General features: G+C 67.1%; 13 protein-coding genes. 5 read left to right on the top strand and 8 right to left on the bottom strand.

The window, feature by feature from the left end; translation table 11 throughout:
• The first annotated feature begins 212 nt into the window (after positions 1 to 212).
• From ESD82_RS08185 to ESD82_RS21765, 4 genes are all read left to right on the top strand, one after another.
• Positions 213 to 1,229 (top strand): hypothetical protein, encoded by a 1,017-nt coding sequence (locus tag ESD82_RS08185; protein ID WP_147429370.1) that lies wholly within the window; start codon positions 213 to 215, stop codon positions 1,227 to 1,229.
• Between the two features lie 30 nt (positions 1,230 to 1,259).
• Positions 1,260 to 3,245, top strand: coding sequence for an MAC/perforin domain-containing protein (locus ESD82_RS08180; RefSeq protein WP_147429371.1), 1,986 nt, complete (start codon positions 1,260 to 1,262; stop codon positions 3,243 to 3,245).
• A 57-nt stretch (positions 3,246 to 3,302) separates the two neighbouring features.
• Positions 3,303 to 3,626: a hypothetical protein gene (locus ESD82_RS08175; RefSeq protein ID WP_028710177.1), complete on the top strand. Its 324-nt coding sequence runs from the start codon at positions 3,303 to 3,305 to the stop codon at positions 3,624 to 3,626.
• Between the two features lie 139 nt (positions 3,627 to 3,765).
• Entirely contained in the window at positions 3,766 to 3,942 is a 177-nt protein-coding gene (locus tag ESD82_RS21765; protein WP_155984397.1) for a hypothetical protein, read from the top strand.
• A gap of 204 nt (positions 3,943 to 4,146) precedes the next feature.
• Here ESD82_RS21765 and ESD82_RS08170 read toward each other — a convergent pair whose 3' ends face one another.
• From ESD82_RS08170 to ESD82_RS08150, 5 genes are all read right to left on the bottom strand, one after another.
• On the bottom strand, positions 4,147 to 4,872 hold the full coding sequence (locus ESD82_RS08170; RefSeq protein ID WP_147429372.1) for a gamma-glutamylcyclotransferase: 726 nt from the start codon (positions 4,870 to 4,872) through the stop codon (positions 4,147 to 4,149).
• A gap of 159 nt (positions 4,873 to 5,031) precedes the next feature.
• Positions 5,032 to 5,679 (bottom strand): biotin transporter BioY, encoded by a 648-nt coding sequence (locus ESD82_RS08165; protein WP_407672809.1) that lies wholly within the window; start codon positions 5,677 to 5,679, stop codon positions 5,032 to 5,034.
• Positions 5,612 to 6,229 carry an energy-coupling factor transporter transmembrane component T family protein gene (locus ESD82_RS08160; RefSeq protein ID WP_028710178.1) on the bottom strand — a complete coding sequence of 206 codons (618 nt, stop codon included), beginning with the start codon at positions 6,227 to 6,229 and terminating at the stop codon, positions 5,612 to 5,614. The genes ESD82_RS08165 and ESD82_RS08160 overlap by 68 nt, the downstream gene beginning before the upstream one ends.
• Positions 6,204 to 6,944 carry an energy-coupling factor ABC transporter ATP-binding protein gene (locus tag ESD82_RS08155; RefSeq protein WP_147429374.1) on the bottom strand — a complete coding sequence of 247 codons (741 nt, stop codon included), beginning with the start codon at positions 6,942 to 6,944 and terminating at the stop codon, positions 6,204 to 6,206. Before ESD82_RS08155 ends, ESD82_RS08160 begins: the two co-directional genes overlap by 26 nt.
• A 197-nt stretch (positions 6,945 to 7,141) precedes the next feature.
• Complete coding sequence (locus ESD82_RS08150) at positions 7,142 to 8,821, bottom strand: FAD-dependent oxidoreductase (protein ID WP_211331234.1); 1,680 nt, start codon at positions 8,819 to 8,821, stop codon at positions 7,142 to 7,144.
• A gap of 118 nt (positions 8,822 to 8,939) precedes the next feature.
• On the opposite strand from ESD82_RS08150, the gene ESD82_RS08145 reads away from it, so the two are divergent.
• Positions 8,940 to 10,070 carry an ABC transporter substrate-binding protein gene (locus ESD82_RS08145; protein ID WP_024846042.1) on the top strand — a complete coding sequence of 377 codons (1,131 nt, stop codon included), beginning with the start codon at positions 8,940 to 8,942 and terminating at the stop codon, positions 10,068 to 10,070.
• A gap of 232 nt (positions 10,071 to 10,302) precedes the next feature.
• Here the strand turns inward: ESD82_RS08145 and ESD82_RS08140 are convergent, their stop codons facing one another.
• From ESD82_RS08140 to ESD82_RS08130, 3 genes are read right to left on the bottom strand one after another with little or no spacing between them, the layout of a single operon-like run.
• On the bottom strand, positions 10,303 to 11,415 hold the full coding sequence (locus ESD82_RS08140; RefSeq protein ID WP_028710181.1) for an ABC transporter permease: 1,113 nt from the start codon (positions 11,413 to 11,415) through the stop codon (positions 10,303 to 10,305).
• Positions 11,412 to 14,150: a ribosome-associated ATPase/putative transporter RbbA gene (gene rbbA, locus ESD82_RS08135; protein ID WP_123130413.1), complete on the bottom strand. Its 2,739-nt coding sequence runs from the start codon at positions 14,148 to 14,150 to the stop codon at positions 11,412 to 11,414. The genes ESD82_RS08140 and rbbA overlap by 4 nt, the downstream gene beginning before the upstream one ends.
• Entirely contained in the window at positions 14,147 to 15,217 is a 1,071-nt protein-coding gene (locus ESD82_RS08130) for an HlyD family secretion protein (protein ID WP_028710183.1), read from the bottom strand. Before ESD82_RS08130 ends, rbbA begins: the two co-directional genes overlap by 4 nt.
• Between the last annotated feature and the right edge of the window lie 69 nt (positions 15,218 to 15,286).

The following is a 15,286-nucleotide window of genomic DNA, read 5'->3' as shown; positions in this document are numbered from 1 at the left end:
GGGCGCGCGGCCGGCCCGGCCCCGGCGATAATGCGGCTTTCCGGCGGGGGTTCGGTTATTTCATCCAATCATGGATAAAACCTGCGATATTCGGGGAAAGGTCATCTGAACTGGCCTAATAATATACTCGCCCGGACGATTATGACTTTGGGGGAAATCCGAAACGTGTTATGCATGCAGGGTATTGGTTAAACATTGCGTGCGGAGTGGGGATGATGGTATCGACCAACATCCAGGGACGTTCTGTTGATTCCGTATCCAGCGAGAATGCGACGATCAGCCTTGCCGGCAATCAAGACGGCGCGCAAGGTTTCTTTTTGCTGGATCATAATCTTGGAACGGTAAAGGCTGTCCTGTTCCTGGTCAGAGACCAGCCTTTCAAATTGCAGGTCAATTCCTCGGGGCCGCGTGGTTTCATGGCTTGGCTGGAAATTGCCGACAATGCGGGGCAGGGCACGGAAATAACCAGCCGGATCGTCAATATTGCGCATAATTTCGATCCGTCCAGGCTGGATATTGCCGGAAACATCCTGCTGGACCGCTGGCAAGACGGCGATCGGGCGCTTGTTCCGGTTTCCAGGGAAAAGGTGCGGTTCAATGACGGGGTCAGTCCCGATCTGCGCAAGATCCTGACCTTGAAGATTGCGCCGCTGTCGGAGTTCGAGGCCGGCGGCGTGCGGTGGAGTTCCGACCGGCCCCGGTGCGACGCGCAGCGGTTCGGCGAGCTGGCCGCGCTGATGGCGACCTATGCGCCGGGAAAGATCCTGCAGGATTTTTCACCGGAAAAGCTGCCCGATATTCTGGCGGCGCTTCGCGAGTTGAAGACCACCGACGACATCGGTTCGGTTCCGGCCGCATTTACCAGCTCCGGCCGCGCGGTCGAGCAGATTTCACAGCAGGAGGTCGATGAGACCGCGAATCTATTCGAGGTTCCTTCGGATTTCTCCAAGCCGGGAAAGCCGCAATCGGCGCCGGTTGCGGGAAACGGGTCCGGCCCGCCGCCGGAATCCCCGCTTGCCATTGCGACCCCGGTTTCGACCGGAATCGGGCTTGATCCCGGTTTCGGCTACCTTGCCCATGGTCCGGCTTTGCCGGAAAACACAAGGCCCATACCGATCAAGCCGCTGAGGGATTCGAACGCCTTTGCCGAAAAGCTCGATCTGAAAATCGTGACATTGGGATCGGCGGAAGCCCTGGCAGAGGCGCGCAGGAAATTCGCATCGGATTAGGGTGATTATGAACCATTAGCCGAGGTGTTCATGATAAGCTTCATCCTCAGGTCACGCGATGGCACGTCGCGAACGGATGCCGCTGCCGAAAACGCAAGCCTTGCGGATCTGCGCAAGCTTTTCGTCTCGACCGGTGAAATGGACGCGTTCGACCAGTTCCGCACCGGCAAGAGCGCCGATGCCCTGACGCTTGTTCCCCAGGATCGCGAGACGGCAACCGCCGTCGCCGACAATATGGTGGTCGAGATCGTTCCCATTCGCCGGCAGGTCAAGTTCAAGGATCGCAAGGGCAGGGAACACAAGGTCTATGTCCGCGCCGACGAAACCCTGGCACAATTCAGGACGCAGAACGACTCGCTGGTCGACAAGGACGATGTCTTTCGAATCGCGGGCGCGGATGTGGACAAGGCGGCCGAGGCCACGACCTATCTGCGGCGGCTGGACGAGCTTTCCGTCAAGCGCGAGGCAGAACCCGCGGCGGCCAAGAAATTCAAGCTTCTTTTCCTGGAGGATGGCGAAAAGCCGCGCCAGATCGACTGGCCCGATGGCGGCGAGAACAAGACGCTTGGCCAGCTGCGGGATTTCCTGAAGGGCTGCGACGGCATTCCCATGGGGCGCCCGTTTCTCGATTCCTCCGGCAAGCCCATTGCCGAGGACATGGAGCCCTACGAGATCGTCGGACGCCTGGGCAAGCCCGATGAAAAGCTGGGGCTGCTGCGGTTCCGCTTTGAAAGCCCGCGCAAGCGCGGCGGGGCGACACCGGCAGGCAGTTCCCCGGCATCCGCCCCGGCGAAGCCGAAGACCGAGACCGGCGGCGGTGCCCAGCCGGGGCTGATCCAGACCGAGGACATGCTGCAACAGGTGCTGGGGCGGCCGACCGCCCCGACCGGCGCCCCGCAGGACGTTTTCGACACGATGGATGGCGGCGAACGGCAAGTCATCCTGAATGCCCTGCGCCATCTTCATGGCCTGCGCTTCGTGTCGATCCCCGGCGGCAGCTTCAATCTTGACCGGCCGCCGCGCCCGGCGCTGGATGCCGAGGACGCGGCGGATTTCCTTTGTGTCGCGCGGCCGATCCGCTCGACCCGGTTTTCGGCTTCGGCGACGCAAAGCCGGACGCTGGACGCCATCGCCTCCTCGCTGTCCTGGAATGTCGGGGGCGATTTCGGCGTCGAGGGCAAGGCCGCCAGCCTTTCGATCAAGAGCGATTATACCGAAACCAAGACAAGCGATCACAAGGAGGCCAGCGCCGCCCTGCATCTGCGGATCGAATATCTGGTGGCCAGGGCCGAGATCGTGATCGACCCGCGCAATGTCACCCTGTCCAAGCCGCTGTATGACGAGGCATATGCCCTGGTGAATGCGCCCCCCGCGACGGCCGGGGAAAGGGCCGAGGCGCTTGCTGCCATCCTGGACAGCTACGGGACGCATTTTCCGCTGCGCACGCTTGTCGGCGGCAAGCTAATCTATCGCCAGGACCGGGAGACAAAGGCGGGCGAGGATGCACATAGCCTGGCTCGCAGCTTTTCCACCGAGGTTCAGGGCTCTTACAAGAAGGTGACGGCAAGCGCCCATGGCGGCTTCAAATCCGAATCCTCGTCGAAATCCTTGTGGGAAGAGTCCTTCCAGGACGTGGAGGTCACCAGCGCCGGCGGCAATCCGGCCCTGGCGCTTGACCCTTATGGATGGGCGACGACGCTGAGCCATGCGGGATGGTGGAGCGTCATCTCATTCGCGGATGTCGTGCCGATCATCTTCCTGCTGCCCGAGGCGCTGAGAAAACCGATCATCGATATTTTCGTGGAAGGCAGGATCGAGGAAAAGCTGCGCTCGCCGATCGACTGGGAGAAATACCGGACCCAGCTGCTTCATCACAGCGTGGCGACGGATCCCGGTTCGGAAAAGCTGACGATCGACGATCCCGCCGTGCCGCGGCATCGCGATGAAAAGGCTGCCGAAACGAAAGACGAAGGGCCGGCCGAAACAGAGGGCGACGAGCTGACGATCAGTTCCTGATCGGCCGCCATCCCGTTCATGCGTATCGACGTGGTTGATAAGGAAGGGAGCATCATCATGGATATCGAGAAATTCAGCCTGCGGAATGGCGGCGGTTTCGTTGCCAAGCTTCACGTGGTCGCGGCGCCGCCCGATGGCGGCAGCAGCCAGACCTATGAGGAGAACACCGACATTCCCCTGGGCCAGGAGAAAACCGTGGATCTGGGGTCGCTCAAGATCCCCGAGGGCTCGCGGGTGAAGCTGAAGGCTTTTGTCGTGTGGGGCAATGACAACGTGGCGCAGCAGGCCTTCGTCTATCGCAAGGGGACGAACAAGACCGCCAAGTATTCCATCACCGGTACGACGCTTGACAACCAGCTTGGCCTGATCGGCGTGCAGTGAACATGCGCCGGCAGAGGCGGAAAATCCGCGCGGCCTTTGCCGGCGCGCCAGCCGCGTTTCTGAACGAATATTCCTATGTGGAGGACAAGCAATGCCATGGAGTCATCAAGCCAACCTGGACATGCAGGAAATCCGGCGAATGACCGATGCCGATGATTCGGAAATGGAACAGCTCATGACCAGCATGGGGCAATGGGCGCGGGCCAATCTGAACGGCCGCCATTTCATCCCCTTCGGCAGGTTCCGGGATCACGGCGTTTCATTCGTCGTGGAGAATGGCGAGATCATGGGCGCGCAATATGGCGACACGCTATAGCGCGGCATGACTTCGTTTTCCATGCCGGCATGAGCGGAGGCGCGTTCCCCGGGGGCGGCGACGCTTGCGGCCCCGGGGCGCGATGCCCGGTTTTGCCGCTTGCCCCTTGTTCCGCGGCGGATGGGGTCCGCGCCAGCCCGGCGGGATGCGCGCATTCCGCCGGCCGTCTTGGCCCGGATGCCTGCCTTGCGGGCAGGGGGCCGTCTATGCGCGGGGCCGTCCTGCCGGTCCCGCGATGCCCGATTCCCCATCCGCGCCGGCCTCGATTTCCTCGGCCACGAGTTTCTGGAGCGTCCAGATGTAGTCGTCATGGATGCCGTGTTCGGCCAGCCCCCGGACCGTGCGCAGCAGGTATTCCGCGCCCGAGCCCGCCGCCCCCGCGGCGCGGGCCAGCCGCCGTGCCTGTTCCGCGACCGTCAGCTCGGCGCGCTGCGTGCCGACCGGGTCGGCATAGAAGGTCAGGGCCGGCTCGCGGCCGCGCCGGGTCTCGACCTCGATCCAGCAGGCATTGGCAGAGAGTTCATGCGCGACAAGCTCGCGCCGCAGGATGGCGCGCAGCGATTCCGCCTCGCTGCCTTCGGCGATTTCCAGCACCAGCCCCTCGCAGCTGCCGCCCGAGGCCAGGGCCAGCATCAGCCCCGGCCGCTCGGGCGTGCCGCGGAAATGGTCGAGCGAGATCGAGAAGCTGCGATGCCAGCCGATCGCGGTGGCGCGGCGGCGCGCGCCCACGGCAAAGCCGGGATTCCAGATCAGCGACCCATAGGCGAAGACCGGGATCGGCCGCGGCCGATCCTGCGTCAGCCGCTGGGCCAGGCGGTCGAGATCGGCATCCTCGAGCATCCGCCAGCGCGGATCGTGCAGCGGCCCCTCGGCCGCGGCGACGCGGGCGACATGATCGTCGGACAGCACGATGGGACGGCAATTGGCCATGGGATTTCCTGCAGGCAAGGACTGGTTCACCCGCGCAGGGTTCCCGCCGGAGCGGCCGCGGGTCAACCCCCAAACGGGGCCGGGCGGGGGGACCGAGGGGGGCCATCCCAAGCGCCGGCCTGTCCCGGCAGATGACCGGCAGCCGGGCGGGGCGGGGGGTTACAGGCGCCGTTCGCCGGGGCCCGCCGCCTGGTGATGCCAGGCCAGCGTCTGCGGCCGCACCCTGGCCAGCGCCTGCACCAGCATGCCGGTGATCGCCGCCTTCAGCAGATCGCCGGGAATGAAGACCGCGACCAGGGTGAAGGCTTCGAGCAGGCTTTTCTGCGCCACGATGGCAAGCCCGGTCGCGCCGAAGACATAAAGGACCGCGATCCCGCCGAAAACCGCGCCCAGCCCGGCCGCCAGCCCGGCCGAACGCAGCCGCACATGCTCGACGAACAGCCCGGTGGCAAAGGCCGCGACCGGAAAGCCGAGCGCAAAGCCCGCCGTCGGCGCGACGAAGGCGCCAAGCCCGCCGCGCCCGCCCGCCAGCAGCGGCAGGCCAAGCGCCACCAGCAGCAGGAACAGCGCCGCCGCCGCCGCGCCGCGCCGCGCGCCAAGCACCGCGCCGGCCAGCATGACGCCCAGCGTCTGCGCCGTGATCGGCACGCCGAAGCCGAGGGTGATCTGCGGCACCAGCCCCAGCGCCGCGATCATCGCGGCGAAAAGGGCGATCTGGGCGATATTGCGTTCCATGCTGCTACTCCTGTCCATGCGGTCCAAGCGGGCCGCCGCGCGCGCGCAAAGCTTCGCCGACATGATCGGCATCGTCCAGTGCCTGCAGGGTCAGCGGCAGGATCAGCCGCCAGCCGGGACGGCGGCGGGACCGGGCGCGCCAGGCCTCGGCCAGGGTCTCGGCGCGGGCGACCAGGACCGGGGTGAAGCGGATGACCAGCGGGATGGCGATCTCCAGCATCCCGGTCGGCAGGCCCAGCCGGCGCAGCGGCGCGGTCAGGCGGCGGACCAGCTCGACCAGATCCTCGAGCCCCGTGGTCATCGTCACCAGGTTGGCCAGCGCCACCAGCGTCACCATGCGCAGGGTGATGAGCAGCCCCAGGCGCATGTCGCCGGCCGCCGCGTGCCAGGCCAGCAGGACGGCGACAAAGGGCAGCACCACCCGCAGGCTGCGCAGCCCCGCGCGCAGGAAGACCGGCCCCGGCGCGGCGTAAAGCGCCAGCACCGCGACCAGCGCCGCGGCATGGACCGCGATGTCGCCCACCATGAACAGCGCGGTCGAGGCCAGGCACAGCCCCCCGAGCTTCGGCCCGGCCGGCCAGCGATGGGCGCGGGTCTCAACCGGCGAGGTCAGCGATATCATCAAGCTCTCCCAGCCGGATCATCTCGGCGGTGAAATCGGGCAGCAGCCCGGCCGGCGCGCCCTGCGCCACGATGCGGCCGCGGTCCAGCCAGAACAGTTCGTCGCAGCTCTCGAGGTCCGAGGGTTCGTGCGAGATGTGCAGCAGCCGCGTCTCGATCCGGTGCAGATAGCGGGCAAGCTGCCGCCGGGTCGGGATGTCGAGCCCGGCATAGGGCTCGTCCAGGATCAGCAGGCGCGGCCGCATGGCCAGCACCGCCATCATGCAGACCAGGTGCTTCTGGCCCTGCGACAGGGCCGAGATCGGCGCGTCCTTCCAATGCAGCTTGTCGAAGGAGCGCAGCACCGATTCGACCCGCGCGGCGGTCTGCACCTTGTCCAGCCCCTGCTGGCGCGGGCCGAAGGCGATTTCCTCGGCGACGCGGGGAAAGATGATCTGGTGCTCGGGGTTCTGGAACAGGATGCCCACGGTTTCCAGCGCCGCGCGGCGGTCGCGGAACACGTCCCGGCCGCCGATGCGGAGCTGGCCGCGGGTCGGCGCGATCAGCCCGGCCAGCAGCCGCGCCAGCGTGCTTTTGCCCGAGCCGTTCCGGCCCACCACGCCGATGCGCCGGGCCGAGGAATGCAGGGTGACGCCGTCCAGCACCGGGCGCCCCGCGACCTCATAGCCCAGGTCGTCCAGCCGGATGGCGCATTGGGCCGTTTCACAGCGATGCAAGCGCAGTCTCCTTTTCTGGCCGCGTTCCCCGGCGTGCGGGCGGGTAGAAGCCCGGCGCCGCCGCTTGTGCCGGGTTTTGCCGCGAAAGCAATAGGCCAGCGGGCTGGGCCGGAGCAATGGCCCTGCATGCCTCGGGGCATGGGCGGGGGCCGGAAAAGGCCGGAGGGGCGGCCGGGCCGGGCCCGGTCCCGCGGCGCCTAGTTCGCGCCGGTGATGTCGCGTGCCACCAGATAGGCCATCGCAAGCCCCCGCCCCAGCGCGATGCCGCTGTTATAGCCGGTGCCGGTCACGGTCTGGGCGGTGCAGGAGCCGACGCCGTGCAATCCGGGGATCACTGCGCCTGCCTCGTCCAGCACCCGCCCCTCGCCATCGACATGGATGCCGCTGTTGCCGACCGCGGCCGCGACGAAGCGCAGGCGAAGCCCGTGGAACGGTGCTTGGGCGATGCTGCCCAGAACCGGGTTGGGCTGATGCGCCGGATCGCCATAGAAGCGGCGCACGAAGTCGCGCGTGCCGCGGCTGAAATCCTCGTCGATGCCGGTTTCGGCAAAGCGGTTGAAGCGTTCCGCCGTCGCCTCCAGCCCGTCGGGATCAATGCCCAGCTTGCTGGCCAGTTCGCGCAGGGTCGGCGCCGAAGTGACCAGCCCTTCGGGATAATCGGCGCCGGGCGGGGTCATGCCCAGCCCGTATTTGCGATGGTGCTGCTCGTCGAAGATCAGGAAGAAGGGCAGGTTTTCCGCCGTGTCGTCCATGGTGGCTTGCGCGATGTCCACCCAATAGGAATCGTCGCAATAGCGCCGGCCATGGCGGTTGACGATCATGGTATGGGGCATCGCCGTATCGGGACCGTAGGAAAAGCCCTCGTTATAGTCCGACTTCCAGCCGGGCTGCATCGTCTGCGCGCTAGGCGGGAGCTTCACCACCGCGCCGCCGACCGAACGGGCAAGCCTGATGCCGTCGCCGCGCAGGGTTTTCGGACCGACGCTGCCCCATTGCTCGGGGTCCAGCCCGACGATTTCGCGCACCAGGTCGGGATCGTTGTCGAAGGTGGAGGTGGCCAGCACCACCGGCCCGTCGAACTCGGCCGTGCCGGCCTCGCAGGTGGCGACCACGCCGACGACCCGGCCCGAGGCGTCGCTTTTCAGCTGCGTGACGCGATGCCCGAGCAGGATGGTGATGCGCGGGTCGCGAATGGCGCGGGCCAGGAAACTGCCGACCACGCCGGGGCCGAAGGTCAGGACTTCCGGTCCGCCATCGAGGGCCGCGCGGCGTTCGGACTGGCCAAAGCCCTGGATGGGGCCGCCTTCGTCCTCATCGGCGGTTTCGTCGACGATGCTGATCCGGCGGCCGCGTTCGAACAGTTCGGCATAGGTCAGGCCGACCGGGAAATAGGGGCTGATCAGCAGCTTGTCGCGCCAGGCGCCCAGGGCGTCCCGCGTGATGGGCGCATTGGTCAGGTAGCGGCCGGCCGGCATCGCGCCCTCGGCCTCGTTGTGGTAATCGGCCAGGCCGGGGATCACCGCCCAGCGGATCGCGCCGGTTTCCTCCCAATAGCGCATCGCGTCGGGGGCGGTGTCGATCCAGCGCCGCATCGCCTGTTCGTCCAGATATTCGGGAAAGCGGTGGGCGATGGCGCGGATATAGCTTTCCGCGCGCTGCTTGCTGTCGCCCTCGATGCCTTCGCGCAGGGCGACATGATTTGCCCCCACCCAGACCTGGCCGCCGGAATAGGCGGCGCCGCCGCCCATCTTGGCACCCGCCTCCAGCAGGACGACAGGGCGCCCTCGATCGGCCAGAGCAATCGCGGTGGCGATGCCGCTGAGCCCACCCCCGACGACGACCACGCTGTCCGCCGCATCGGAATTTCCGCTCCTCATTTCCATACCTCCTCCATACCTCCCTGGTCACGGAAAATTTGTAGACATAAGATGGTTTATATGTATGCATAGAATCAACATAAAAATACAATTACCCAGCCAATCTAGGGAGAGAAAGATGAGAGGATTCAGGCCATGGCTTGCCGCGGCCGCGCTGTCGGCGCTTTGCGTTCCGCAGGCGGGCGCCGAGGAGCATACGATCGTCGCGCTGCAATCGCTGACCGGGGCCGCGGCCTTTGTCGGCATCCCGATCACCGAGGGCATGAAGCAGGCGGTGAGGGAATCGAACGCGGCGGGCGAGTTGGGCGAGGGCCGGCGCATCAACCTGGTGATTGCCGATGACGCGACCGACCGGACGCAGGCCACCACGCTGGTCACGCGCTATGGCCGCGATCCTTCGGTGCTGGCGATCCTGGGGCCGACCAGCGGCGCGGTGGCGCAGCTTGGCGCGCAGGTCGGCAACGAGTTGAAGGTGCCGGTCCTGACCACGACCAACAATCCCAAGATCCTGGAATACGGGCCCTGGTCCTATATCATGACGCAGACTCCGGCGGATTCGATCACCCATCTGGCGGATTATGCGGCGCAAAAGCTGAAGCTGAAGAACTGTGCGCTGATCGGCATTCAGAACATCGAGGTCTATGTGCAGCTTCTGCAAGAGTTCGAGCAGGGCATCACCGCGCAAGGGGTTGCCATCGGGGCGCGCGAAATGGTGCAAAGCACCGATACCGATTTCAGCTCGATCTCGACCAAGATCGCCTTTTCCGATGTCGATTGCGTCTTCATCGCCTCTTATGCGGCGCAGGGCGCGGGCATCGCGACGCAGCTGCGCCAGGCGGGTCTGGACCCCAAGGTCACGGTGATGGGGCTGAATATCTTCTCGTCGCCGGAATTCGTGAACATCGCCGGCGCCGCGGCCGAAGGCGTGCATTTCTATGGAGAATGGATCCCCGGCGGCTTCGACGCCAGCAGCCGCGCCTTTGCCCAGCGGTTCGAGGCCGAAACCGGCGCGGCCCCCGACAGCTGGGCGGCGGTTGGCTATTCGATCATGCGGGTGCTGATCGAGGCGCTGGCCAAGGCCGGGCCCGAGCCGACGCGCGACGACCTGCGCGAGGCGCTGGATGCGACCAAGGACGTGCCGGTGCGGATCGGCTTCGGGCGCTATTCGCTGCTGGACGACCGCCGTCCGATCTATGGAACCTATGTCCTCAAGATCGAGAACGGCAGCTATGTCGCGGTGACGGACTGAGGACTGGCGCCGGGATCGGCGCGCGGATGGCCGGCTGCGCATCGCAGGGTTTGCCGATCCTGCCTTGTGCCTGTGGCGCGGCAGGATGCGGGCCCGGCGCCAGAAAAACGTTTCAACGAATCGCGCCGTATGTTAATTGATTAGTCAGTCAAATGGTGGTGGTTTGACATGGTATCGACTGCCGGGCCTTCGGGTCCGGCTTCTCTCGGTCCGGGGCCGGGCCAGTCGGGGCTCAGGCCAGGAAGCGGCGGAACTGCCGCAGCGCCAGCCAGAACAGAACGCCGCCGATCACTGCCAGCGCCAGGAGCTGCGGCCAGACCACCCCCAGCCCCGCGTCCCGGAACAGCACGCCCTGCGACAGGATGACGAAATGCGTGTTGGGCGCCAGCGACATCAGCGCCCGGATGATGTCGGGCATGCTTTCGCGCGGGGTCATGCCGCCCGACAGCACCTGGAGCGGGAACAGCACCAGCATCAGAAGCAGGCCGAATTGCGGCATCGACCCGGCCATGGTGGCCAGGAAGATGCCCATCGAGGTGGTCGCGAACAGCATCAAGGCCGCCGCGGCGATGAACAGCGGCACCGAGCCCGCCACCGGCACCTGCAAGGCCATCTGCACCACCACGGTGATGGCAAAGCTGGAGGCCAGCAGCACCACCAGCCCCATGGTCCAGATCTTGGACAGCATGATCTCGGCCGCGGTCACCGGCATGACCAGCAGGTGCTCGACGGTGCCATGTTCCTTTTCGCGGATCAGCGCGGCGCCGGTCAGGATGATCGACAGCATGGTCACGGCGTCGATGACGCTGTTGATCGCCCCGAACCAGCCCGCGTCCAGCGACGGATTGTAGCGCGCCCGCAGCGCCAGCTCGACCGGCGGGGCGGCGTCCCCGCGATGGCCGGCCAGGAACTCCGAGACCTCGGCCGTCACGATCTGCTGGACATAGCCGCTGCCGGTGAAGGCCTGGCTCATCCGGGTGGCGTCCACGTTCAGCTGGATCGCGGGATGGCGGCCGGCCAGCAGGTCGCGCTGGAAATCGGGCGGGATGTCCAGCGCGAAAGTGTCCAGCCCCTCGTCCATGCGGCGGTCCATCTGGGTGGTGGTGATCAGCCGCGGCGTGCCGAAATAGGGCGGGGTGAAGGCCGAAACCATGCGCTCGGAAAGCGCCGAGCGGTCCTCGTCCACCACGGCGATGGCGGCGTTGGACAGGCTTTCCGGCATCGCCTTGGATTCGGTATAGATCGACAGCGAGAAGGCATAGACGATCAGCAGCAGCATGGCCGGGTCGCGCCACAGCCCGCGCAACTCCTTGATGCCCAGGTTCCAGACGTTGCGCAGCTTCATTTGGCCTGTTTCCTCAGCAGGATCGCGCTGAGCCCCAGGATCAGCGGCCCCGCCGCCGCCAGCGCCGCGAAGGCCATGCCCAGGTCGTCGAAGCCCAGCCCCTTGGAGAAGGCCCCGCGCGAGGCGATGATGAAATGCGTGGTCGGATAGATCTCGCCGATGGCGCGGCCCACGCCTTGCAGCGAGGAAACCGGGTCCAGCAGCCCGGAATATTGCGCGCCGGGGATCATGGTCAGCAGCACGGTCGCAAACAGCGCCGCCGCCTGGCTGCGCATGAAGGACGAGATCAAGAGCCCCATGGCCGTGGTGGCGCAGACGTAAAGCGCCGCGGCCAGCGAAAAGGCCGCCAGGCTGCCGGTGAAGGGCACCCGGAACGCAAAGACCGCGAAACCGGTCATCAGCGCGAAGTTCAGCATCGCCAGCGCCACATAGGGCAATTGCTTGCCGATCAGGAATTCCAGCCGCGTGACCGGGGTGACGTAGAAATTGATGATCGAGCCCAGTTCCTTTTCGCGCACCACGCTGAGCGTGGTCAGCACCGCCGGGATCAGCAGCAGAAGCAGCGGGATCACCGCCGGCACCATGGCGACGATGCTTTTCACGTCGGGATTGTAGCGAAAGCGCGTCACCAGTTCGAAGGCGCCCTGCACCGCCGCCTCGCCATGGGCCTCGCGCGTCTTGCGCATGATCCAGTCGGCATGCATGCCCTGGACATAGCCCCGCACGGTTTCGGCCCGCGTCGGGTTGGCGCCGTCGATCCAGGCGCCGACCTGCACCGCGCCGCCGCGCGCCACGTCGCGGGCAAAGCCGGGCGGGATCTCGATGGCCAGGGCAAGGTTGCCGGTGCGCATGCGGGCGTCCATGTCGTCATAGCCCGCCAGCGGCGCGGTTTCGGTGAAATAGCGCGAGCCGGCGATGTCCAGCACATAGTCGCGCGAGGTCGCGGTCTGGTCGCGGTCGAGCACCGCAAAGCTGAGATCCTCGACATCCATGTTGATGCCGTAGCCGATGACGAACATCAGGATCAGGCTGCCCAGCAGCGCCAGGGTCAGCCGGATCGGGTCGCGCCGCAGTTGCAGCGATTCCAGCCGGGAATAGCTGAGCATCCGCCGCAGGCTGAACCAGCTGCCGGGCGGCGCCGGCGCCTCGGGCGCATCGGCAAGCGGCGCGGGCGGGGGCTCGTCGCCGATCGCCTCTTGCAGATAGGCGACGAAGGCGTCGTCCAGCGTCGCCGCGCCCTTGGATTGCCTGATCGCCTGGGCCGTGTCGCTGACCAGCACCCGGCCGGCATGCATCAGCGAGATGCGGTCGCAAAGCTCGGCCTCGTTCATGAAATGGGTCGAGACGAAGATCGTCACCCCGTCCTGGCGCGACAGCTCGCCCAGCATGCGCCAGAAGGCGTCGCGCGCCACCGGGTCCACGCCCGAGGTCGGCTCGTCCAGGATCAGGATCTCGGGGCCGTGGATCATCGCCACGGCCAGCGACAGGCGCTGGCGGATGCCGAGCGGCAGCGCGTCGGGCAGGTCGTCCGCGACGCCCGCCAGCCCGAAGCGGTCGATCATCCGCCGGACCCGGTCCGCGACCTGCCCCGCCTCCATGCCGAAAAGCCGCGCATGCAGGTCGAGGTTCTGCCGCACCGTCAGTTCGGAATAAAGCGAGAAGGACTGGCTCATGAAGCCGACCCGGCGCCGCACCGCCATGTCCGAGGGGTCGAGCGCGGCGCCGAACAGCTGCGCCGTGCCCTCGCTGGGCTGCAGAAGGCCGGTCAGCATCTTCATGGTCGTGGTCTTGCCGCAGCCGTTCGAGCCGAGAAAGCCGAAGATCTCGCCCTTTTCGATGCGGAAGCTGACGTCGTCGACGGCAGTGAAATCGCCGAAGCGCATGGTCAGGTGCCGCGCCTCGATGGCGGGCTCGCCGTCCTCGGCCCGGCGCGGCGGGATCGAGACCGGCTCGTGCCCGCGCCTTTCGCTGTCGGGCAGAAGCGCGATGAAGGCGCGGTCCAGATCCTCGGCCCCGGTGCGGTCGAGCAGCTCGGCCGGGCTGCCGGTGGCCAGCACCCGGCCCGCGTCCATCGCCACCAGCCAGTCGAAGCCGGCGGCTTCCTCCATATAGGCGGTGGCGGTGATGACGCTCATGCCCGGGCGGTCGCGGCGGATGCGGGCGATCAGCTCCCAGAACTGGCGGCGGGACAGCGGATCGACGCCGGTGGTCGGCTCGTCCAGGATCAGCAGGTCCGGGTCGTGGATCAGCGCGCAGCACAGGCCCAGCTTCTGCTTCATGCCGCCGGAAAGCTTGGCGGCGGGGCGGTCGCGGAACGGCGACATGCCGGTCGCGGCCAGCAGCGCGTCGATGCGGCGCGCGCGCTCGGCCGGGCCGTGGCCGAAAAGCCGGCCGAAGAAATCCAGGTTCTCGGCCACCGACAGCGTGGGATAAAGGTTCCGGCCCAGCCCCTGCGGCATATAGGCGATGCGCGGGCAGAGGCGGGCGCGCTGATGCGCGTCGCCCATGTCGCCGCCCAGCACCCGGACCTGGCCCTGCTGGATCACCCGCGCCCCGGCGATCAGCGACAAGAGGCTGGACTTGCCGACGCCGTCGGGGCCGATCAGCCCGACCATGCGCCCGGCGGGAAGCGCCAGCGTGACCCCGTCCAGCGCCACGGCCTTGCGATAGCGCAGCGAGACGCCGGTGATCTCGGCCACCGGCGGGTCGTCGGAAGGGTCGGGCAGGACGGTCATTCTACCAGGTTGGACAACGTATCGGGCCAGGCGACCTCGGGGTCGATGCGGACATGGGCCATGCCGGGCAGGCCGGTCTTGACGTAATTGCTGTATTTGCGCAGCAATTCGGGATCGACCTGGGCGCGGACGCGGAACATCAGCTTTTCGCGCTCCTCGGCGGTCTCGACGGTCTTGGGCGTGAACTGCGCCACATCCGCGACATAGGAAATCCGCGCCGGGATCGCGTATTGCGGGGCGGCGTCCATGACCAGCCGCGCCTCGGCCCCGACCTCGACCCGGCCGGCCTGCGAGGTGGGCAGGAAGAAGGTCATGTAGACATCCTCGAGATCGACCAGGTTCAGGATGCGCCCGCCTGCCGCGACGATCTCGCCCTCTTGCGCGATGCGGTACTGCACCCGGCCGTCGCGCGGCGATTGCAGCGTGGCGTCGCCGATCTGCACCTCGATGGCCTCGATCGCGGCCTGGGCCGCGTCCACCGCCGCCTCGGCATCGACGACCTGGGCGCGGGCGGTGCCGATCCCGGCCTCGGCGGCGGCCAGGTTGGCCTCGGCCGAGGCCAAGGCAGCCTGCGTCTCGCGTCCCGAGGCCCGCACGTCGTCCAGCACCTGCTGCGAGGCGACATTGCTGCGCGCCAGGCTTTCGGTGCGCGCCAGTCGCGCCGCCGCCGCATCCGCCGCCGCCCGCGCCTGCTCGACCGTGGCCTCGGCGGCCTTGTGCTGCGCTTCGGCCTGCGTCACCAGGCTTTGCGCGGTCTCGACCCCGATGCGGGCGCGGCGCAGCTGCGCCTCGGCCTGGCGCTTCTGCGCGTCCAGTTGCAGGGTGTCCATCTGCACCAGCACCTCGCCCTTGCGCACGAACTGGCCCTCGGCCGCCTGGATGCGGGCGATGCGGCCGGCGGAGAGGGCCGAGATGTCGATCTCGGTCGCCTCGATCCGGCCATTGCCCGAGGCGATGCCGGCAAGCTGCCCGTCCTGGGCCCGGTTCTGCCAGGCCAGCCAGCCCAGCACGACCAGAACCGCGACAGCCGCCGCGCCGCCCCACCAGGATCTTGCCTTGCCCGCCATGCATGACCTCCGCGATCAGAAGACGCCGGGCCGGGGCCCGCGGCGCGAATCACCGCGCGAGGCCACCAT

This window comes from Paracoccus pantotrophus, from assembly GCF_008824185.1.
Classification (GTDB): Bacteria; Pseudomonadota; Alphaproteobacteria; order Rhodobacterales; family Rhodobacteraceae; genus Paracoccus; species Paracoccus pantotrophus.
The sequence above is the reverse complement of the archived record's forward strand: the minus strand, read 5'-3'. Positions and strand labels throughout refer to the sequence as shown.